The sequence below is a fragment of the Actinoallomurus iriomotensis genome, from assembly GCF_030269445.1.
Taxonomy (GTDB): domain Bacteria; phylum Actinomycetota; class Actinomycetes; order Streptosporangiales; family Streptosporangiaceae; genus Actinoallomurus; species Actinoallomurus iriomotensis.
In genome coordinates this window covers 762,046-783,749 of sequence record NZ_BSTJ01000003.1, presented here as the reverse complement: position 1 = coordinate 783,749, position 21,704 = coordinate 762,046, and the positions used below count along the sequence as shown (strand labels likewise).

The following is a 21,704-nucleotide window of genomic DNA, read 5'->3' as shown; positions in this document are numbered from 1 at the left end:
GGCGGTCTAGAGGAAAGGGGGACCCCTGGTGCGCGGATGGCTGGAGTCCTGGCCGGTGTACCGCCAGTTCCGTGGTGAGGATCGGTCCGGCCGGGGTGAGTCCGCCATGAGCCGTCGTACGGCCGAGCTCAGGCCGCGGGTCGGCACCGCCGACCGGGTGGTCAAGTCGGTCTGCCCGTACTGCGCCGTCGGCTGCGGGCAGGACGTCTTCGTCAAGGACGAGAAGGTCGTCCAGATCGAAGGGGATCCCGACTCGCCGGTCTCCCGTGGTCGCCTGTGCCCGAAGGGGTCGGCGAGTCTTCAGCTGACGACCGGGTCGGCGCGCCGGTACGACGTGCTGTACCGCAGGCCGTACGGCACGGAGTGGGAACGCCTGAGCCTCGACGAGGCGATGGACATGATCGCCGACCGGGTGATCGAGGCGCGTGAGCGGGGCTGGCAGTGGGAGGAGGACGGGGCCCGGGTCCGGCGGACCATGGGGTTCGCGAGCCTGGGCGGGGCGACGCTGGACAATGAGGAGAACTACCTCATCAAGAAGCTGTTCACCGCCCTGGGCGCGATCCAGATCGAGAACCAGGCCCGTATTTGACACTCCTCCACCGTCCCCGGTCTGGGGGCCAGTTTCGGGCGCGGCGGCGCCACGACGTTCCAGCAGGACCTGGCGAACGCCGACTGCATCGTCATCCAGGGTTCGAACATGGCCGAGTGCCACCCGGTGGGGTTCCAGTGGGTGATGGAGGCCAAGGCGCGCGGTGCGACGGTGGTCCACGTCGATCCGCGGTTCACCCGGACGAGCGCGCTGGCGGACCTGCACGTTCCGCTGCGGGCGGGATCGGACATCGCGTTTCTCGGCGGGCTGGTCAACTACGTGCTGACGCACGAGAAGGACTTCCGGGAGTACGTGCTGGCCTATACCAACGCCGCGACCATCGTCGGTGAGGAGTTCCGCGACACCGAGGACCTCGACGGCGTCTTCTCCGGCCTGGACCGGGAGAACCGCAGCTACGACCCGATGACCTGGCAGTACGAGGGAGCCGTGGTGCAGGCCGCCTCCGGGGAACGGGACCAGGAGTACGAGGAGCGCACCGAGGCGGAGTCCACGATCCGGGAGGCCGCCCGGGGCGAGGCGCACGGGGCCGGCGGGGCCGGGGTGTCCGGGGAGATCCACACCGATGAGACGCTGACCCATCCGCGGTGTGTCTTCCAGATCCTCAAGCGGCACTACGCCCGCTACACGCCGGAGATGGTCGAGCAGGTGTGCGGGGTGCCGCAGGAGACGTTCCGGCGGGTGTGCGAGCTGGTCACCGAGAACTCGGGGCGGGAGCGCACGACGGCGTTCGCGTACGCGGTCGGCTGGACCCAGCACACGGTGGGAGCGCAGTACATCCGGACCGCCTCGATCCTGCAGTCGCTGCTCGGCAACATCGGCCGGCCGGGCGGCGGCATCCTCGCACTGCGCGGGCACGCGTCGATCCAGGGTTCCACCGACATCCCGACGCTGTTCAACCTGCTGCCCGGCTACATCCCGATGCCGCACGCGCACCAGAACGAGACGCTGGACGAATTCGTGCAGGCCGAGGGCGCGGAGAAGGGCTACTGGGGGAACCTGCGGTCCTACCTCGTCAGCCTGATGAAGGCCTGGTGGGGACCGGCGGCGACCGAGGACAACGACTACGCGTTCGGCTATCTGCCCCGCCTGACCGGCAGCCACAGCACGTACGAGACCGTCATGGCGCAGCTGGAGGGCACGTGCCACGGCTACTTCCTGATGGGGGAGAACCCGGCGGTGGGCTCGGCGAACGCGAAGATGCAGCGGCTGGGCATGGCGGCGCTGGACTGGCTGGTGGTGCGCGACTTCTCCCTGATCGAGAGCGCGACCTGGTGGAAGGACGGCCCGGAGATCGAGACCGGGGAGCTGCGGACCGAGGACATCGGCACCGAGGTGTTCTTCCTGCCCGCCGCCGCGCACACCGAGAAGTCGGGCAGCTTCACCAACACCCAGCGGCTGCTCCAGTGGCACCGGCAGGCGGTCGAGCCCCAGGGCGACGCCCGCAGCGACCTGTGGTTCACCTATCACCTCGGGCGCCGGATCCGCGCGAAACTGGCCGGTTCCGCCGACGAGATGAACCGTCCCCTCCTCGACCTCACCTGGGACTATCCCGTCCATGGCGCGATCGCCGAGCCGGACGCGGAGGCGGTGCTGGCCGAGATCAACGGCTCCGGGCCCGACGGCCGGCCGTTGAGCGCCTACACCGAGCTGACGGACGACGGCTCGACGAGCTGCGGGTGCTGGATCTACTGCGGGGTCTACGCCGACGGCGTGAACCAGGCCGACCGGCGCAAACCGCGTACCGAGCAGGACTGGGTGGCCAAGGAATGGGCCTGGGCGTGGCCGGCCAACCGCCGCATCCTGTACAACCGCGCCTCCGCCGACCCTGACGGCCGCCCGTGGAGCGAACGCAAGGCCTACGTGTGGTGGGACGGGCAGAAGTGGACCGGCCACGACGTCCCGGACTTCGAGCCGGGCAAGGCACCGGACTACCGGCCGGAAGAAGGCGCGAAGGGCCCGGACGCGCTGAGCGGCACCGACGCGTTCATCATGCAGGCGGACGGCAAGGCGTGGCTGTACGCCCCGGCGGGGCTCGTCGACGGGCCACTGCCGGCGCACTACGAGCCGCACGAGTCGCCGTTCACCAACCCGCTCTACTCCCAGCAGAGCAATCCGGTGCGCCAGGTCATCCGGCATCCGGAGAACCGCTACCAGCCGCCGGGGTCGGAGGTGTTCCCGTACGTGACGACGACGTACCGGCTCACCGAGCATCACACGGCGGGCGGAATGTCGCGGTGGCTGCCGTACCTGGCGGAGCTGCAACCGGAGTTCTTCTGCGAGATCTCGCCGGAACTGGCGGCCGAGCGTGGGCTGGAACACCTGGGCTGGGCGACCATCGTGACCGCGCGGACCGCCATCGAGGCGCGGGTCCTGGTCACCGAGCGTCTGACCCCGCTACGAGTGGGCGGCCGCACGCTGCACCAGGTCGGCCTGCCCTACCACTGGGGCCCGAACGGCCTGTCCACCGGCGACGCGGCGAACGAGCTGGCGCCCGTCGTCCTCGACCCGAACACCCACATTCAGGAGGTCAAGGCGATGGCCTGCGACATCCGGCCGGGCCGCAGGCCACGCGGCCCCGCACTCCTGGAGTTCGTCCGCGAGTACCGGCGGCGCGCCGGGATCACCGACGAGACCGGAATGGAGATGTGACGATGTCTCCTGCGCGAATGGGCTTCTTCACCGACACCTCGGTGTGCATCGGGTGCAAGGCGTGCGAGGTGGCGTGCAAGGAGTGGAACGCCATCCCCGAGGATGGTCTCAAGCTCACCGGGATGTCCTACGACAACACCGAGGGTCTCAGCGCCGACACCTGGCGCCACGTCGCCTTCATCGAACAGCGCAAACCCGTCGGATTGGCCGAACCGGGCGTCGACCACGCCGGGCCCGTACCGGACTCCGGGACGCCGCCCGCCGAGGCGCCCATGACGCCCACCACGCCTGCCACTGACGCGCTCCCCTCCTCACTCGCTCCGCGGGAGCTCGTACCTCGCCCCCACTCCGCTCGCTCGTCGGCTCGCCGCTCGGGCCCGGGCGGCGAGCTGCGCTGGCTCATGGCCAGCGACGTGTGCAAGCACTGCACGCACGCCGGCTGCCTCGACGTCTGCCCGACCGGCGCCCTCTTCCGCACCGAGTACGGCACCGTCGTCGTCCAGGAGGACGTCTGCAACGGCTGTGGCTACTGCATCCCCGCCTGCCCGTACGGCGTCATCGACCAGCGCAAGGACGACGGCCGCGCCTGGAAGTGCACGCTCTGCTACGACCGCATCGGCGAGGGGCTGACACCCGCCTGCGCCAAGGCCTGCCCCACGGAGTCGATCCAGTACGGCCCGCTGGACGAGCTGCGGGCGCGGGCCGCCGAACGCATCACGCGGCTGCACGACGTCGGCGTCACGGACGCGCGGCTCTACGGCCACGACCCGGACGACGGCGTCGGGGGCGACGGCGCGTTCTTCCTGCTGCTCGACGAACCCGAGGTGTACGGGCTGCCCCCGGACCCGGTGGTCACGACCCGCGACCTGCCCTCCATGTGGCGTCACGCCGGAGCCGCCGCGCTGACCCTGCTGGGCGGCCTGGCCGCCGTGTTCGCCGCCCACGGCCGTACGGGAGGGAGACGATGACCGGTTCGGAGGCGGGCGGGGAACTCCCGGGGCGTGAGGCGCTCGTCGGCAAGGGCCCGGGGCGCCGTAAGGGCCGCCGAGGGGGCCGCGGCGAGCGGGCCATGGTGCCGGACGCGACATTCACCTCCTACTACGGCAAGCCGATCATCAACGCGCCGGTGTGGGAGCCGCTGGACATCGCCGGCTACTTCTTCCTCGGCGGTCTGGCCGGCGCGGGTTCGGTGTTCGCCGCCGGCGCGCAGCTCACCGGCCGCCCGCGCACCGCGCGGGCCCTGAAGATCTCCTCGCTGGTGGCCATCTCGGGTTCTCTCGTGGCGCTGGTCCACGATCTGGGCCGTCCCGCCCGGTTCGCCAACATGCTCCGGGTGATCAAACCGACCTCGCCGATGAGCCTGGGTACCTGGCTGCTGACGGCCTATGGTCCGGCGGCGGGCGCCGCCGCGGTGCTGGACGTCACCGGGCTCTTCCCGCGTCTCGGGCGCGTCGCGACCGCGGGGGCCGCGACGCTGGGCCCGGCGGTCGCGGCGTACACGGCGGTCCTGGCCGCCGACACCGCCGTGCCCGCGTGGCACGAGGGGTACCGGGAGCTGCCCTTCGTGTTCGTCGGCTCGGCGGCGGCCGCGGCCTCGGGCATGGCCCTGATCGCCGCTCCGGCGGAGGAGAACGCTCCGGCCCGCAGCACGGCGGTCTTCGGCGCGGCGCTCGAGGTCACCGCCGCCAAGCTGATGGAGCACCGCCTCGGCATGATCGGCGAGACGTACCGTACGGGCCGGGCCGGGCGGCTGATGCGCGCGGCGACGGCGCTCTCGGCCGCCGGCGCCGCCGGGGCCGCGCTGCTGGGCGGGCGCAGCCGTACGGCGGCGGTCCTCGGCGGCGCGGCGCTGCTGACCGCGTCCGCCTGCACGAGGTTCGGCGTCTTCGCCGCCGGGATGCGGTCGGCCGAGGACCCGAAGTACACCGTCGTGCCCCAGCGCCGGCGTCTGGAGGCCGATGCCGGCTGACGGCGGGCCGGACCCATGGCGGCGGCAGCAGCGCCGAAGGCCCGGTTCGCGATGCGCCGGATGCTGCCGGTGATGGCCCTCACCCCGTTCGCGACCGGCCGCGGCGCGAACGCGAGCTGTGGACTCCGTCGAACGGTTCACCAGGACGTACGCCGCCTGATCCCAGGCGCGGCGTCGTCCCGCTAAGCGGGTCGTCAACCGCCGAGGCCACTCGACAAAGTAGACGTCAGACGTCTTACTATTGCTACTCGACTCAAATAGTGGGCTTTCCCCCTGTGGCTGCCCAACCCCCCCGGAGGTTCGAATGGCGAAGACGGCGAGCGGCTCACCGGCGCGCGGCCCGGCCGTCGAGGACGGTGGAACGCGCCGGTGGCGGGTGCCGCCGCTGCTCGGCGCGGCCCTGCTGATGGCGATCACCGCGGCGGGACCGGGGTTCATCACGCAGACGGCGACCTTCACGTCGGCCTACGGCGCCTCATTCGCCTGTGCGGTCGTGATCTCGCTGATCATCGACCTCGCCATCCAGACCAACATCTGGCGTGTGGTCGGCCTGTCCGGTATGCGCGCCCAGGACCTCGCCAACAAGGCGCTGCCGGGCTCCGGCCACGTGCTCACCGTCCTGATCGTGTTCGGCGGGCTGATCCTCAACCTCGGCAACATCTCCGGCGCCGGCCTCGGACTGCACGAACTCTTCGGGCTGAACGTGCGGATCGGCGTGGCGATCAGCGGCTGCCTGGCGATCGCCGTCTTCACCGCGAAGGCCATGAACGCCGCCGTGGACCGCGTGGTGGTCGTGCTCGGAGGCATCAAGATCGCGCTGATCATCGCGCTGGTCCTGGTCACCGCACCGCCCGTCGGCGAGGCGGCGGTGCGCACCGTCGCCCCGCACTCGCTGCCGTTCCTGCCGATCCTCACCCTCATCGGCGGCACCGTCGGCGGCTTCATCACCTACTCCGGCGCGCACCGCCTCATCGACGACGGCATCACCGGCGTCGGCAACCTGAAGCGGATCAACCGCGGCTCGCTCACCGGGGTCCTGGTCGCCTCGGTGCTGCGCATCGTGCTGTTCCTCGGCTTCCTGGGCGTGGTGTACGGCGGCGTGAAGCTCAGCAAGGCGGACCCGGCCGGATCGGCGTTCGGTCACGCGTTCGGCTCGGCCGGTGAGCGGCTGTTCGGCCTGGTCTTCTGGTGTGCGTCGATGACGAGCATGCTCGGCTGCTCCTACACCTCGATCTCGTTCCTGCAGTCGCTCGCGAAGCCGCTGAAACGCCGTTTCCACCAGGGCGTCATGGGATTCATGGCGATCACCACGGTGCTGTTCCTGGTCCTCGGCCAGGCCCCGGCCAAGCTCCTGGTCTTCGCGGGCGCGGTGAACGGCCTGATCCTGCCGATCGGCCTGGCCATCCTGCTGTGGGTCGCCATCCGGCGCCGCGACCTGATCGCCGGCGGCGCGTACCGCTACCCGGTCGCCCTGATCGCGCTGGGCGCGGCCGCCTGGATCTTCACCGTGTACGCGGGCGTGAACTCACTGTCGTCCCTCGGCGACATCTTCCACTGATGACTCCCACCGATGGGGCGCCGGGGGCTCGGTCGATCGGCGTACGGTCCACAGGGAGGCGGCGGCGGTGAGCATGCCCACGGTGACGACCGTCAGCAGCAGGCGGTAGTCCACGATGGACACCAGGGCGGCGCCGGCCGCGATGGAGATCGCCTGTGGGCCGCCGGCCAGGGTTTCGGCCGCGGTGGAGACCCGCCCGATCAGCGGACCGGGCGTACGCCGCTGCACCACGGTGGCGGATCCGACGACCAGCGTGGCCAGCCCGAGGCCGCCGACGGCCGTGCCCGTGAGGATGGCGGCCGGCCAAGGCAGGGCGCACAGGCCGTTGCCGAGCCCGACGGTCGCCATGCCGATCATGATCGCGGCCAGTTCGCCGACGCTCCCGATGAGCCGGGCGGCGAGCAGCCCTCCGCCGATGGCGCCGACGCCCTGCGCGGACGCGAGCACGCCGACGAACCCGGGCGGCCGGTGCAGTCCCTCGCCGACGACGGCGAACAGCACCGGCTCGTCGATGCCGATGACGAGGAAGCCGATGGCCGTGGCGACCGTCATGCGGCGCAGCGCCGCGTCCGCCCTGATGTGGGTCAGACCCGCCGTCATCTCGCTCAGCCAGTGCCGGCCCGAACGCGCCGGCGGGTCCTCGTGCAGGCGGATGCGGGCGATGGCGACCGCCGCGACCAGGAACGTGACCGCGTCGATCGCGGCGACGGCCGTGCCGCCCGACACCGCGAAGAGCGCCGCGCCCGCGAGCGGGCCGCCCAGCCGAAGCCCTTCCTTGACCGTCTGCAGGACGCCGTTGGCGCCGGCCAGCAGATCCTCGGTGAGCAGTTCCTTCAACAGGCCGCCGAGCGCGGCGGCGATCGTCACCGACGAGGCGCCGTAGAGCGCGGCGACCGAGTAGATGATCCACACGTCGGCGGCGTCACGTACGGCTGACAGCGGGAGCAGCATCACCGCCGAGGCGATGTTGACGACCACGAGGAAGGGACGGTGCCGGAACCGGTCGACCAGCCGGCCGCCGAGCGGCGCCACGACGTACGGCATCGCCATGAAGAGGGTGACCAGGCCGGCCGCGCCGTTCGAGCCGGTGAGGCTCTTGACCCAGATGCCGAACACCAGCATCAACAGCGCGTCGCCGGCCATGCTCGCGACCAGGCCGGCGAAGAGCAGGCGGAACGCCGGAAGTCTGAGCACGGCACGCATCAGTCGTCGGCGTACGGTGCCGCGGGCACGGCCCAGGCGAACATCCGGATCCGGCGGGTCCCGGGCGGCCGCTTCGCCGGGTCCCGGCGCTCCTCGCGGTGGCGGCCCACGATCGCGATGAGGGCCTGATTGAGCTCTCGCAGCTCGTCGAGGGTGAGCCAGTCGATGTTCTGCACCCAGTTCGCGGCGTCCTGCCATTCGGGCGGGTCGGTGCGTCGCCACGCCTGCCAGTCGCGCAGCCCGGCGAACTCCTGCTCCAGGTACTGCGTACTGAGCGCGTCACTGGCGGCGGCCACCTCACCGGACTCGCCGCTGTCGCCCCAGGACAACGGACGGGCCACCGGCCGCCACGGACGGTCCCGGCCCTTTCCGCCGCCGGCCTCTTCGACGAAGCCGTACTTGGCGAGCTGCCGCAGATGCCAGGAGCAGTTCGCCTGACTCTCCCCGATCATCTCGGCGAGTTCGGTGGCGGTCGCGGTACCCCGCTCGTAGAGGGCCTGACACAGCCGCATGCGCACGGGGTGGGCGAGCGCGCGCAGCTCGGGCGCGTCGCGAAGCTTCCTCTCCGATCCGTCCATGCGAGGACGATAGCTTCAAAAGACTCTTTTCAAAGAGTCTTTTGTCGCAGCGAACGCGAAACGGCCGATGATGGCCATGCGGGGCGGGGTGGGGCTAGGGCGTGTTTTGTGGATCTTGGTTGAGCCACAGGATGAGGCTGGCGATGGTCACCACAGCCCGATAATGAGCGGCGAGCTTTTCGTAGCGGGTGGCGAGTCCGCGGAAGCGTTTGAGGTGGTTGAAGCAGCGTTCGACGACGTTGCGGCGCCGGTAGATCTCCTTGTCGAAGCCGCAGCGACGCCATCCACGCCGCGCGCGGGTGGCGAGCTGGTCGCGGCGTTCGGGGATCGTGTGCGGGATCCGGCGCCGACGCAGATAGGTGCGGATCTTGTTGGTGGAATAGCCCTTGTCGGCGATGAGGTGCAGCGGCCGGGTGCGCGGCCGGCCGGGACCCCTACGGCGGATCCGGATCGCCTCGATGACCTGGACCAGGCGCGTGCAGTCGTTGATGTTGCCGCCCGTGATGAGGAACGACAGCGGCAGACCGCGTCCGTCGCAGGCCAGGTGGATCTTGGTGGTCAGCCCGCCCCGGGATCGTCCGAGCGCCCGGCCGGTTTGATGATCTTGCTGCCCGTTCGTCCCGGTCGTGTCCCCTTTTTACGGGCGCCGGCGGCGTGCTGATGAGCACGCACGATGGTGGAGTCCACGCACACACCACTCATGTCCACATCACCGACCGCATCATCATGAACCTGCACATGCTCCAGCAGACGGTCCCACGTGCCATCGGCCGACCAGCGACGGAACCGTTGATACAGCGTCTGCCAGGGCCCGTACCGTTCCGGGATGTCCCGCCAATCGGCACCGGTACGGATCTTCCACACGATGCCGTTGACCACCTGCCGGTGATCACGCCACCGTCCACCCCGAGGCGGATGAGAAGGCAACAACGGCTCGATCCGCGCCCACGCGGCATCACTCAACTCATGACGACGCACCATGACACGCCATCAAACCCGCGCCCATCACCCAAGATCCACAAAACACGCCCTAGCCTGCGTTGGCGCGCTGGGCGGGTGGGCCTGAGCAGCGCGACGGGGAGTGCGCGGGTCGTCCGTAGCCGGGGAGGCCCGGCGGGGATTCCGTGGTGGGCGGGAGCCATCCGCGTTCCTGGGCCGACAGGGCGATCTGGAAGCGGGTCCTGGCTCCCAGGGCGGCGCCGATGTCGGTGATGTGCTTCTGGATCGTCCGCCGGCTCAGCCCCATGACCCGGGCGATCGCCTCGTCCTTCATCCCGAGGGACATCAGCCGCAGGATCTCGCGCGTTCGCTCGTCGGGGCGGTCGCGGCCGAGAGGCGTGGAGGGCGGACGGGAGGAGCCGTTGCGCCACGGGACGCCGTGCTCCCACAGGTTCTCGAAGAGGGCGGTCAGGACGTACAGCAGGGTGGGGGAGTGCACGAGCAGCGACCCCTGAGCCGGGTCGTCCTCGCGCAACGGCATGATCGCGCTGGTGCCGTCGAACAGGACCAGCTTCATCGGCAGACCGCCGCTCAGGCGTATCTCGCCGCCGATCGCGACGCCCTGCTGGGCGGTGTACAGCGACATGTCGTCGGTGAAGGTGTCGCTGTCGTAGATGGACCTGAAGCGCACGCCACGGCGGATGGCCGCGGCCTGGATGTTCAGCCGGTGCGGCGTGGCCTCCAGCACCGTCACGTACGGGGGCATCACCAGGTGCAGAACCTCGTGACGGCTCGTCTGCAGCAGGTGGGTGTAGCGGGCGGTGACCCGCTTCTTGGTGTCGAGGATCTCGAACTGGTCCGAGGCGAACCGCTGATGGGACGTGGAGCCGTACGCGTCGTGCAGCCTCTCCGCGAGCATCTCCACCCGCGCCAGTTCCTCGCGGCGGCGGGCGAGCAGCGACGCGAGAGCGGGCCGGGGCGGGTTGGCGCTCCAGCGGAGCGGCCGCCGGCTCACGCGGGCGGCCAGGAGTTCGGTCTCCAGGGTGCGTAGCGCCCGGCTCGCCGCGGCGGAGGACGTGCCCAGCGCCGAGGCGATCTCCGCGGTGCTCGACTCCGGATGTTCGACGAGGTATTCGAGGATCTGTCCGGCGAGAGGCGCCAGGCCCGTGCCGTCCCAGGGATCGGACGACTCGGTCATCGGCGGCTCCGTTCCCGAGAAGACGCGGTGTTCGCTGATCTTACTCGGCGGCTGGCGATCTGCGAGGTTCGCGCCCGCTTGGGGTGTTCACTGCACGTTTGTGAAGCTGCGCAGAGTCGCAGCGGAAAGGCCTTGTCCGGGGCTGGGCGGAGGCTGAGGGTGATCTTGCCCCGCCGAACTCCGCCCTCCCCCCGTAAAGAAGGCCTGATGCACAGACGTCTCAGACGTGCCGCGATCGCGGTGGTCCTGACGGTCCCGCTCACCTCCGCCTCCCTCACCGCCCATGCCGCCACGGCGAAGCAGCCCAAACCGGCCACCCACTCCCTGAAGCTCGCCGACGGCTCGAAGGTCCGGTGGTCCGATGACGGCACCGGCACCCTGACCGACAAGCAGGGCAGGACCAGGACCTTCCCCGTGCCGCGGTCCGCCGGTCGTACCGGACTGAAGGCGACGCTGACCGCCCCCGACACCGCCATCCAGGCCCGGGCCGGAAGCGCCGCGTACACCCTCGGCGCCGCGAAACAGCGGATCCAGCCGATGAACACCGGCCCGGTGAAGCTGCCCGCCTCGGTCGCCGCCGACGTCAAGCGGTCCGCGAAGGCGCCGAAGGCCACGACGGCGCCGGACGCCGACGCCGGCGTGCCCGCCAACGAGGGCCTGACCTCCTCGTTGCAGTCCTACCTGAACGCCCAGGGCGTCAACGCCGTCGGCGCCTTCCACGACGCCGCCACCTACCTGCACGCGCTCCCGGGCGCCGGGCAGACCATCACCAATGTGTCGATCGGGGACCTGACCGACCAGTCGATGGCCGACGCCGGCGACGCCTACGTCTCGCAGTACGGTCCGACGACCGTCGTCAGGAACGGGCAGCGGTACCTGGACATCCCGTCCATGCCGCTGATCCCCACCTATGTCGCGGACAACGACGCCCACCTGGACGCCACCGGCTCCACCGAGGGTCAGGACCCGTACCTCGGTGAGGTGCTCCTGGACTTCTCGATGATGGCTCCGCTGCCGCACGACCGGCAGCGACCGGAGGCGACCGGCCAGGGCGTGACCGACCTGCTCGGCATCGCGCCGGGCGCCGACTACCGGCTCGTCATCCCCAAGGAGCCGTCCGCCGCGGGCATCAGCGCGGCCCTGCGCGCCGCGGCCGCCCAGACGCCGCGCCCGAACGTCATCACCGCCAGCCTCGGCTTCGGCACCGACGGCAGCCTCGGGTTCCCGTCCCGGTGGCTGGAGGACGACCCGACGATCCGTGCGACCCTCGCGGACATCGTCAGGTCCGGCATCGCGGTGGTCGTCTCCTCCAACGACGGCACGCGGCTGGCCCTGCCCGTCTCGGTCGGTCCCGACGGCGGCAGCACGCCGACCGACCGGACCGCCAGTGCGGCGGCGCAGACCGACATCGACGACGTCACGCCGACCACGACGCCGTCCCTCGTTAAGGACACCGGCGTGATCTCCGCGGGCGCCACCACCCTGGACGACACGCTGAGCTCCTCCGACGTCCGGGGCGGTGTGTACCCGACCACCCGCTACAACGGGTCGACGGCGTACTCGTCGGGCTTCGGCTCCCGCGTCGACCTCGCGGCGCCCGGCGACAACCTGCCCGCGTTCGAGCACGTGTGCTCGCGGAACTGCACCGCGCAGGACGTGTCCGTGGTCCTCAACGGCGGGACGTCCGCGTCCGCACCGATGATCGCCGCCGCGGTGGCGGACGTCTTGCAGGCGGCCAAGGCCACCCACCAGCGGCTCACGCCCCGCCAGGTGCGTGACCTCCTGGTCGCCACGGGCCGCCCGATCGCGCCGACGCCGCAGGCCGACCAGGCACTGCACATGGGTACGCAGCTGGACGTGACCGCGGCGGTGGAGAAGGTGCTGTCCCGCGCCGTCCGCGTCACCCCCTCCGCGGTGCGGATGTCGGTGGCGCAGCGGCAGCTCGTGCCGAGCGCCTACGCGACGTACTTCGTGGAGAGCACCGACCCGGCCGCCATCGACCTGGCCGGCCCGGCCGACGCCGCGGGCGGGCCGTCCGGTCAGAACACCGTGTCGCCGATCACCTTCGGCCTGGACCTGACCGGCGACCGGACGGGCGTCACCTACCGGCTCCAGGTCGGGGACAAGGGCGTCATCCCCGCCTCCGGGCCGAGCCTGCGGGTGCTGCCCGGCGAACTGCTCGCCGCGGCCGGCCTGCCGGCGACCTCCGACGACGCCCGGAGCGTGAACGTGACCTTCCAGGCCGTGCGGGCCGGCAAGGTCCTCGCCGCGGTCTCGCGCAAGCTCACCTTCACCGCGAATGACGGGACGTACGAGCAGGCGCAGGCACCGGACGCGCCGGGCGCCGTGCCGCTGGGCCGGCCGGTCACCGTGCGGTACGACCTCACCGGCGTCCGCGGGCTGAGCTCGCCGCGCCTCCTCCTGTCCTCCGTGGGCCACTACACGCCGAACGCGGGCGTGGACCTCTTCCGCGCCCAGTGGAGCACCCCGCTCACGGAGCCGAAGGGGACCGTGACGATCCCCGCCTCGGCGTTCGTCGCCGGGGGAGCCGGGCTCTACGGCGTGGGAATCGAGCAGTCGGGCGGCGTGTACCCCGTCTACGGCGAGTTCCGGGCGATCCGCGTCGGAGCCGGCGCCGCCGAACGCCCGGGCGCCCCGCTCGTCGGGACCGGCCGCCGGGCCTCGGCCCACGCGGTCGACCTCACCAGGGCGGACGGCAGGCTGGCCGTCTCCTGGGACGTCACCTCGGTGCCGGGCGCGGACGGGGCCGAGATCGAGCTGATGGCGCCGGCCCCCACCCTGTACGGGACGCTCAACACCACCACCAACCAGAACGGCAGCGGCCGGGACGACAACGGCGTGGACCACGTCTCCACCCTGCTGCGGCCACTGCCCTCGGCGAAGGGGCGGACCACGCTCGACCTGGCGGCGCTGAACGTGCCCACCGGGCTGCAGTATCCGGTGCGGGTGCTCGCGACCCGGCACGGGCAACCGATCGGCCAGGCGTCACCGACGTCCTTCGTGCAGTACCGCGACGGTGACCAGCTGTCCGGCACCGTCGAGGGCTTCACGGTGTCCGGCGGCCGGGCGCTCGTCAGCACCGACGAGTACAGCTCGGCCGACGGGACGCAGTCGTACCGGCTGGACCGCTCCTCCACGACGCCGTACGCGCTCAAGGACGGCACCCTGGGCGCCCCGGTCGCGCAGAGCACGGATGGTGACCTGCAGCAACTGGTGATCGGCTCGGACCCGAAGACCGGGAACGCGCTGATCGTGCACACGTCGTTCTCCGGCAAGTCCAGTCCGCAGATCGACGTGCGGAACGCCGGCACCGGCGCGGCGGTGAAGGTGACCGAGACGCAGTCGCTGTCCGGCGGGAACGGCTACATCGAGGGCGGCACCATCGACCCCGTACGGCACCGGGGAGCGGTCACGACGTACGACCCGGGCTCCGGGCTGACCCGGCTGTGGCCCGTCGACATGGCGACCGGCACGGTCGGAACCCCGCTGGTGATCAACGCGAAGAACCCCGGACGCTCGTTCCGCGACGTCGTCATCGACGGCTCCACCGGGCAGGCGTTCGTGGCGACCACCGGCACGATGGGGCCCTGCCTGCAGGGACACGCGGCGTACGGGGCGGTGCGAGCCGACTTCGACACCGGTGAGGTCACACCGGTCACGACGATGCCGCTGTGCACCGCCGGGCTGCTGCCCGATGGGAAGGGCGACAAGGTGTACGTCGTGGTCGGCGCGGCCCAGGGCTTCCAGAACACCTTCCCGGTCAGTTCGTGGCTCGGCATGGACCAGAAGACGCTCGCGCAGGGGGCCACCGCGACCACCGACACCCGTGGTCCGGTGTGGCCCGCGTACGACGCCGCGCACCATGTCGCCGTGGAGGCGAGTCTCTTCGAGAAGGGCACCGAGGCGGACAACAACGCCATGAGCGAGATCACCGTCCTGGATCCGGACACCGGGAAGGTGCTCGCCCGTCACGCGGTCGCGAACCTGACCTACTCGACCATCGCCGGGTCCAACTTCGAGTTCACCTCCCGGCAGGGTCTGTACCTCGACCCGGCCACCCGGACCGGCTGGGTCGTCAACGCCTGGGGAACCGGCCTGGAACGCTTCACCTACTGATGGCGTGCTCGTTGGCCCCGCCGGCGTCCTCGGGGACGTCGGCGGGGCCCGCGTCGTCGAACATCGCGTCGATGTCCCGGCCGTAGCGCCGGATGAAGAAGGGCAGGAGTACCCAGGCCGGCCGGGCCAGGAGAGGCACCAGCCGGCGGCGGACGCGGCCGCCGGTGAGCTCGTCGACGACACGCTGTTCGAGCGGCAGGTCGAAGTAGTTCCTGGCCGCGACGCGTTTGCGGACGGTGCCGGCTCGGCGGCGCACGAGGGGCGCGACCGTGTCGTCGCGGGACACGGCGTCGAGGATGCCGAGGGCCCGTCGATCGCCCAGGCGTGCCAGGTACCGGGCGGCCTGAAGCTTGCTGTAGCCGGGGAGCGGTGCCTCCTGGACGGTCTTGCGGCGGGTGGCCGCCACCAGGATCGAGACGCCGCGGTTCTCGCCCAGGCGGGCGAGGCCGAACGCCGCCCGCATCCGGACGAACGGCGGGAGGTCCTCGTCGCGCGCCATGGCGAGCAGGACGGAGACCGCGCGGCGATCGTCGAGCTTCACCCCGAGCAGCCTCGCGGCCAGCGCCCGGTGGGTGTTGTCGATCGTCGGGTCGGTGGCCAGGCCGTGCAGGACCTCTCCGGCATCGGGGTGACCGAGATCGGCGAGGGCGCCCGCGCTGTGCACTCTCGTGAAGGGGAGCAGGTAGGTGTCACGCGTCATCGCCATGAGCAGCGGGACGCCCCGTGGGTCACCGCGCTCCGCGAGCCGCAGCGCGATGAACCCTCGGGGCAACTCGCTGCCGAAGCAGCGGATGGCGTCGCTGAACCGCCACTCGTCGTCGACGGTCTTCCGCCCTCGCGGCCCGAGACCGTCCGGTTCCGCGTACATGTCGGCCAGGGCGTCGGACGCCCCGTCCCCGCCGAGCTCGGCCAGGGCGGCCGCGGCCCTCGCCCGATGCATGAGCGAGTACGCCCGCTTGCGGCGGACCAGCCTTCTCAGGTTGCGTGACGCCTCATGGACGGTGCGGGGCGGAAGCGCGGTACCGAGCCGCGCCAGGTCCGCGATGAACTCGCACCCCTGGAGGGATCTGCCGGTCGCCAGGTGGTTCAGCGTCCTGACGGCCGAACGCGGGGTCTCCCGTGCGTCGAGGAGGAAGCCCAGATAGGACGCTTCGGGCGCGGCGGCCGGCACCGACAGGTAACCGGTGGCGCGGATCCGCCGCTGCACGGCGGCGAGCTCCTCCCGGAGCGCGGCGGCGTGCGCGGCCTCGTCCTTCGCGACGTGCCGCGCAGCCAGGAACTCCACCAGCGTGCGATGGGAGAAACGGAGATCGTCGCCGACGAGCAGGCCGGTGCGGCGTACGGCGTCGCGTACGAAGTCGTCCCAGACGGCCTCGGCCACCGGCTCGGGCCGGACCAGGGCGGCGGCGACGAACCGTGCCGCGTTCACGTCGTCGGCCCTGTTCTGCCGGGCCGCGAGTTCTTCGACGACGTCCGGGATCCGGGCGACGGCGGTTTCGGCGGCCCGCAGCACCTCCGGCCCGTAGCGCTCCAGGGCGGCCCGGGTCTGGGCATGGATTCCGCCGGGACCCCGCGCGTGGAAGCGTTCGGAGAGCAGTTCGACGAACCGGGCGAAGACGCCGCTCCGTCCGGTGGGGAGCGGAGCCGAGGAGTCGGACACGTGGAGCCCGAGGAGCATGGTCGCCATGAGCGGGGTGCGTGCGAGGCCACGCACGCCGGCCCGGTCGAGCGCCGTGGTGAACGAACGGGCGGCCGCCGCCGGATCGGCCGCGCCGGTCGCGCCGAGCCATCGCTCGCAGAACTCGTCGAGCTGGTCCGCGCCGAGCGGCCGCAGTTCGTAGCGCCGGACACGGTCACCCGCGACGTCGAGCTCGTGGTCGGGCAGGGGCCGGGTGCAGACCACGAAACGACGGGCCGGTGACGAGGCCGACGCCAGCGTGCGGAGCACGCGCCGCCGGGTCTCGGGGTCGACGATCTCGTCGAGGCCGTCGACGAGGATCAGCCAACGCCCGCCGGGGCGAGGCGGGTCCTGGAAGAAGTCACCGGCCAGCGGCGCCGTCAGGCCGAACGGGGCGAGGTCGCGCGCGACCGCCGCCGCGAGGGCGGACGGCAGCGGCGCCGGCCCGGCGAGGTCGGCGGCCTGGACCAGCACCGGGACCTCGCCGTCCGGATGGCCGTGCCGCCACCGGGAGACGCCCTCGACCAGCAGCATGCGGAGCATGCACGACTTGCCGCCGCCGGGCCCGGCCACGACGACGGTGTCGCCGTCGAGATCCAGCAGGGAACCGGCGAGTGACCCGTCGGAGCCGTCCCGCAGGCCGTACGGGCGCAGGTCCTGTGGCAGGTAGACCTCGCGGAGACCGGGCGCGACCGGACCGGGCCGCGGGTGTTCGTCGGCCGCGCGTACGCCGGCGTCGAGGTAGGCGTTCAGGCTCAGGACGTGCGGCGTGATCGTGGTCAGGCGGGCGCGTTCGAGCGGCAGGCCGATGAGGTTGTGCAGGCGCTTCAGCCGCTTGTACTCCAGTTCGGTGTACCAGCGGTCCACGCGGCTGCCGGTCAGCGTGTTCAGGGCGTCGCCGAGACGGTGTTCGCTCACGACGCCGACCAGGTGGCCGACCGACCAGATGGCCGCGCCGGACATGCCCTCCCACGGCGACCTCCGCGGGTTCGGGTCGCGGGCGGGCGGATCGACGATGATCTCCAGGCCGCCTTCGCGCCGCCACGACGCGGGGTGGGCCGTACCGCGGGCATGGCGGGTGTCCCGGAACCTGCCGTCGGAGTCCTTGTGCGAGCGGAGCCGGAACCGCGGGAACCCGACGGCCTCGACCGGCGACGGTTCCGGGATCCGTCCGTAGCGGACGGGTTCCACCTCCTGCCCCGTGTCGAGGCGGATCACCGCCACGTCGACGGCCTCCTCGTGGAAGACCACCTGACCGGGCTCGAGCCGGGTCGTCCCGTCGTCGGCGACGAACCGTACGCGGACCCGGGCGTCGGGCGCGACGACGTGGGCGGCCGTCAGCACCATCCGCCGGCAGACGAGGTAGCCCGAGCCGCGAACGCCTGGATCTTCGGCTTCTCCGGCGACGATCTGCGCCACGCGGTCGACGTCGAGTCCGGGCATCCCGCCGGGTCAGTCCTCTCCGTCTTCGGCCGCACCGGACACCCGTGGAGTGATCCGGCCGTCGCCGGTCTGGAGAGTCGGGGTGAGCGTGAGCTTCAGCCGCTGTGTGGAGATGTTCTTGTCGCTCAGGTCGGCGCCCAGGTCGACGACCCAGAAGCGGACCTTGCCGTGAACGCCGTCGGTCTGCTCGACGCTCACGCTGAGCTCCAGCTCGATCGAGCCGACTTCGAACTGGAGCGGCTCGTCCTCGCCTCCGTCGATCGCCCGATACAACTCATCGCGCAGATCCTTGACGACGTCGGCCAGCTCGATCACATTCATCTCCCGCCGTTGTTCTCGCCAGCATGCCATAGGAACAGGCCCATGATCGTCCACGGTTTTCGGCCGCTTCTCAGCGGTGCCGACGGAGAAGCGCAGGAACCCCTCGGGCGGTCGTGCACACTGGCGAGATGCGGATCATGGTCGGCGGCGACGACGCCCCTCTCGCCGACCGCACGGCCGAACTGGGTGGATCGTACGGTGCGGAGGTGACCGCCACGGCCGGCGGGTTCTCGGCGCTGATGCGGGCGGCCGGGCGAGAGCGGCCGAACGTGGTGGTGACGACGGTCGGTCCGTCGTACGCGGATCACGGCAAGATAGGGACGGCGTTGAACCTCCGGCGCGGGGATCCGGCGGCCGGGGTCGTGCTTCTGTCAAGGTTCGTCGAAGTGTCCTATACGGAGGATCTGGTGGCCGTCGGCGGCGGTGTCGGATATCTGCAGGCGGGGAGTCTCAACCGGCCCGCGGACGTCGTCCTCGCGCTCCGCCGGGTCGCCTCGGGTGGGTTCGGCTTTGACGAGGAAGTGATCGGGAACCTGTTCGCCTGCACTTGGGTGCCGGAACTCCGGAGCCTCGGCACGGTGGAGCGTGAGGTGGTACGGCTGGTCGCGGAAGGGTGGTCCGATGACGCGATCGCCGCGCGGCTGTGGTTCGACGAGGCCACCGTGGTCAAGGTCGTCACCGAGGTCTTCACGAAGCTCGGGCTGGAGCCGGAGGCCGACACGACGCGCCGGGCCTTCGCCGTGCTCTCCCGCGCCGCGGAGCGCACATCACCGCCGCCCTGACCTCAGTCGCGGAGTGCGTTCGCGATCAGGATCGCGTGGATGTCGTGGGCCAGATCGTCGAAGCTGTCACGACCTTTGACGCGGACGTCGGTGGTCTTGTCGAGCCTGCGAAGACGCCGGCTCTCGGCGCCCGGGGTGTCGGGTGCCACGAACCAACCCTCCTCGGCGAGGCTGATCCGCAGGGCGCCGGCCGCGGTGTCCGCGGTCACCACCAGCTGACCGTGGGGGTCGTCGCGGGTGACGTCCTTGCGTTCGAGGACGCGCAGCTCCCGGCCGTGAAGCGCCCGTTCGAATCTTCGGACGGCGTTGTGGAGCCGGTGGATCAACTCGTCGCGGACGGAGGCGTCCGTGCCGGCGACCACGTAGCCGCGCCGTCCGTCGCCGAACGCGACGGTACCGGCCGCCAGCGTGTGGGTCCGGCGCAGGTCGAAATGCGAGGAACCTTTCGAGAGGAACCACGCTCGGATGTCGTCGGCGCTCGGCGGGCCGAGTTCGTCGCCGAGAGGACCCAGCCGTCGGAACGCGCCGGGACAAGCCTCGACGGCGGTTCCTTCCGCCTCGATGCCGGCCATCCCGACGGCGACGCGGGGATTCGTTCCGCGATCGCGAAGGTCGATGCCTCACTGGCGCGCAAGCTGGGCTGGCGCAGGGCTTCGGTACGCGGTGAGGACATTTCCGCATGGCTCGGTGAACGCGCGGTCGAGATCGCCGAAGCATGCCGTAGACGCTTTCCCCATAGGCGTGCTCGATGAAGGCGATCGGAAAGAGCCGTGCTCCGATGTCGTCGGCGAACCCCGCGTACTCCGCCGGATCCATCCACGTGTCCAGAGGAAAGAAATGGAGGTGGATTCCCGAAAAGTCCACATCGAGCAGGCCGAACTCTCCCAGTATCTCGGTGGCCACCGGAAAGACCTCGTGACGGTGGCCCCGGATCCCTTCGCAGTTCGCCCAGCCCGACCGGTCGATCGCGCAGCCGTCGGGGCCGGATCGGCGCGACAGCTGCTCGTCCGCGGTCCCGCGATGGGTGTGAAGGGCGGATCGCGCCGTCGCGAGCACGACCGGCGGGACGGGAGCGCACCGGTATCCGCTCGCGGCGATGTGATCGAGGAACTCCGGTTGCGGCGCGTGGTGGTGGGCGATCAGGTGGTAGGCGCAGGCGTCCGACCAGATCCACGTGCCGTCGGTGTAGTAGGAGAGCGGCACCTCGCGGCGGAGTCCGCGTCCACGGAACAGCGTGAACAGCCATGCCTCGCTCTGTTCGATCACCTGAGCTCCGCGCAGGTACCGCGCGACACGGTCGCGTTCGGCGGCGTCCTCGATGACGGCGCGGCAGCGCCCGTGACGCGCGGGATCACCGTCGAACCGATGAACCTCGTCGGCGAACCAGAACCCCCCGAGAACCGAGGGCAGGATCGATATCAGGTCATCACCGGCCATGCGATGCCATCCATCCTCCGAGCGACCGTCCCGGCTCATTGTCCAAGCGGGCCTCGCGAACGCCCACATGAGTGCGGCGGACGGGGTCAGGCGCGCGGCGCCGGGCCCGTGGTCGCGCGGACGATCAGGTGTGAGTCGAGGCTGTGGCGGACGTCGCCGACGCTCCGGCCGGCCACGAGGTCCAGCAGCACCGACACGGCGATCTCTCCGGCCTCCGCGCAGCGCAGGGAGATGGTCGTGAGGGGCGGGTACGTCGTCGCGGCGAAGACGTCGTCGCAGCCGACCACGCTCATGTCCTCCGGCACCCGTACGCCGTGCTCGGTGAGACCGGCCAGGACGCCGTGCGCCACGACGTCGTCGTAGGCCAGGACCGCGGTGGCGCCGGAGGCGAGGATGGCCTCCACGGTCGCCTTGCCGCCGTCGTACGTCGCGGGTTCCGCCTGGAACGTCGTGAGCGTCATGCCGTGGTCGGTGCGGGCGGCGGCGATCCCGCGCCGTCGCTGGTGGTCCGACCAGGCCCCGGGCGGCCCGCCGACGTAGGCGAGATGCTCGTGGCCGAGTTCGGCCAGATGCGCGATCGCCTGCATGAACCCCGTGTGGGAGTCTGTCAGCACCCGCGGCATCCCCGGTACGTCCCGGTTGATCAGGACCACCGGCCGCCGTCGCGCGTGCTCGGCGAGGGCGGCGTCGTCCAGCCGGGAGGCGGCGAGCACTAAACCGTCGACCTGCGGGGTGAACCGGGTGATCAGGCGGCTCTCCTGCGCCGGGTTCTCCGCGGAGTCGCCGAGCAGCACGCAGAAGTCCTGCCGGTCCGCGTCGACCTGGGCGGCGCGGATCAGTGGCGGGAAGAACGGGTTGGCGATGTCCGGCACGATCAGCGCGATGACGCCGTTCTGGCCGGTGGAGAGCGCGCGGGCGACCTTGTTCGGCACGTAGCCCAGGGTCTGTGCCTTGGCCAGCACCTTCTCGACGGTCTCCGGCTTCAGCAGGTCCGGCCGGGTGAAGGCGCGCGAGACCGTCGAGCGGGACACCCCCAGCTCCTTGGCGATCACGCTGATCGTCGGGACCGCGGCCGTGGGGCTCCCGTCTGGGCTCGCCATGAGGAAAACGTTAGCGCACAAGTAACACGAAAAGGTGCGCTGAACCCTTGATGTGCAACCGGTTGCATGACAATGTACGCAACCAGTCCTACCCCGGAGGTT

The 21,704-nt window shown here is 71.2% G+C and carries 13 protein-coding genes and 1 pseudogene; 6 read left to right on the top strand and 8 right to left on the bottom strand.

Annotated elements, in window-relative coordinates; translation table 11 throughout:
• Window positions 1-25: 25 nt before the first annotated feature.
• From fdh to QSK37_RS16580, 4 genes are all read left to right on the top strand, one after another.
• A complete protein-coding gene (fdh, locus tag QSK37_RS16595; protein WP_285622026.1) occupies window positions 26-3,259 on the top strand; it encodes a formate dehydrogenase in 3,234 nt (1,077 codons plus the stop codon).
• A gap of 2 nt (window positions 3,260-3,261) precedes the next feature.
• A complete protein-coding gene (locus QSK37_RS16590) occupies window positions 3,262-4,227 on the top strand; it encodes a 4Fe-4S dicluster domain-containing protein (RefSeq protein ID WP_285621549.1) in 966 nt (321 codons plus the stop codon).
• Window positions 4,224-5,228, top strand: a complete 1,005-nt coding sequence (gene nrfD, locus QSK37_RS16585; RefSeq protein WP_285621546.1) for an NrfD/PsrC family molybdoenzyme membrane anchor subunit — start codon at window positions 4,224-4,226, stop codon at window positions 5,226-5,228. The genes QSK37_RS16590 and nrfD overlap by 4 nt, the downstream gene beginning before the upstream one ends.
• 304 nt (window positions 5,229-5,532) lie before the next feature.
• Entirely contained in the window at window positions 5,533-6,786 is a 1,254-nt protein-coding gene (locus QSK37_RS16580; RefSeq protein ID WP_285567522.1) for an NRAMP family divalent metal transporter, read from the top strand.
• Here QSK37_RS16580 and QSK37_RS16575 read toward each other — a convergent pair.
• The 4 genes and pseudogenes from QSK37_RS16575 to QSK37_RS16560 all read right to left on the bottom strand — a co-directional run bounded on the left by QSK37_RS16575 (window position 6,754) and on the right by QSK37_RS16560 (window position 10,704).
• Entirely contained in the window at window positions 6,754-7,980 is a 1,227-nt protein-coding gene (locus tag QSK37_RS16575; RefSeq protein WP_285621543.1) for an MFS transporter, read from the bottom strand. The genes QSK37_RS16580 and QSK37_RS16575 overlap by 33 nt on opposite strands.
• Window positions 7,981-7,988: 8 nt before the next feature.
• Entirely contained in the window at window positions 7,989-8,567 is a 579-nt protein-coding gene (locus QSK37_RS16570; protein WP_285621540.1) for a winged helix-turn-helix domain-containing protein, read from the bottom strand.
• 94 nt (window positions 8,568-8,661) lie between these two features.
• Window positions 8,662-9,548, bottom strand: a pseudogene (locus QSK37_RS16565) (IS5 family transposase).
• A 49-nt stretch (window positions 9,549-9,597) separates the two neighbouring features.
• Window positions 9,598-10,704 carry a helix-turn-helix transcriptional regulator gene (locus QSK37_RS16560; RefSeq protein ID WP_285621538.1) on the bottom strand — a complete coding sequence of 369 codons (1,107 nt, stop codon included), beginning with the start codon at window positions 10,702-10,704 and terminating at the stop codon, window positions 9,598-9,600.
• Window positions 10,705-10,911: 207 nt separating this feature from the next.
• Between QSK37_RS16560 and QSK37_RS16555 the strand changes: the two genes are divergently transcribed.
• Complete coding sequence (locus QSK37_RS16555) at window positions 10,912-14,841, top strand: S8 family serine peptidase (RefSeq protein ID WP_285621532.1); 3,930 nt, start codon at window positions 10,912-10,914, stop codon at window positions 14,839-14,841.
• On the opposite strand, the gene QSK37_RS16550 is transcribed toward QSK37_RS16555, so the two are convergent.
• Entirely contained in the window at window positions 14,831-17,962 is a 3,132-nt protein-coding gene (locus QSK37_RS16550) for a HEAT repeat domain-containing protein (RefSeq protein ID WP_285621530.1), read from the bottom strand. The genes QSK37_RS16555 and QSK37_RS16550 overlap by 11 nt on opposite strands.
• A gap of 9 nt (window positions 17,963-17,971) precedes the next feature.
• Window positions 17,972-18,277: a trypco2 family protein gene (locus QSK37_RS16545; protein WP_285621527.1), complete on the bottom strand. Its 306-nt coding sequence runs from the start codon at window positions 18,275-18,277 to the stop codon at window positions 17,972-17,974.
• Between the two features lie 134 nt (window positions 18,278-18,411).
• Between QSK37_RS16545 and QSK37_RS16540 the strand changes: the two genes are divergently transcribed.
• Window positions 18,412-19,065, top strand: a complete 654-nt coding sequence (locus tag QSK37_RS16540) for a response regulator transcription factor (protein ID WP_285621524.1) — start codon at window positions 18,412-18,414, stop codon at window positions 19,063-19,065.
• A gap of 2 nt (window positions 19,066-19,067) precedes the next feature.
• Here the strand turns inward: QSK37_RS16540 and QSK37_RS16535 are convergent, their stop codons facing one another.
• Window positions 19,068-19,637 (bottom strand): fibroblast growth factor, encoded by a 570-nt coding sequence (locus QSK37_RS16535; RefSeq protein WP_285621523.1) that lies wholly within the window; start codon window positions 19,635-19,637, stop codon window positions 19,068-19,070.
• Between the two features lie 951 nt (window positions 19,638-20,588).
• Window positions 20,589-21,602, bottom strand: a complete 1,014-nt coding sequence (locus tag QSK37_RS16530) for a LacI family DNA-binding transcriptional regulator (protein WP_285621520.1) — start codon at window positions 21,600-21,602, stop codon at window positions 20,589-20,591.
• Between the last annotated feature and the right edge of the window lie 102 nt (window positions 21,603-21,704).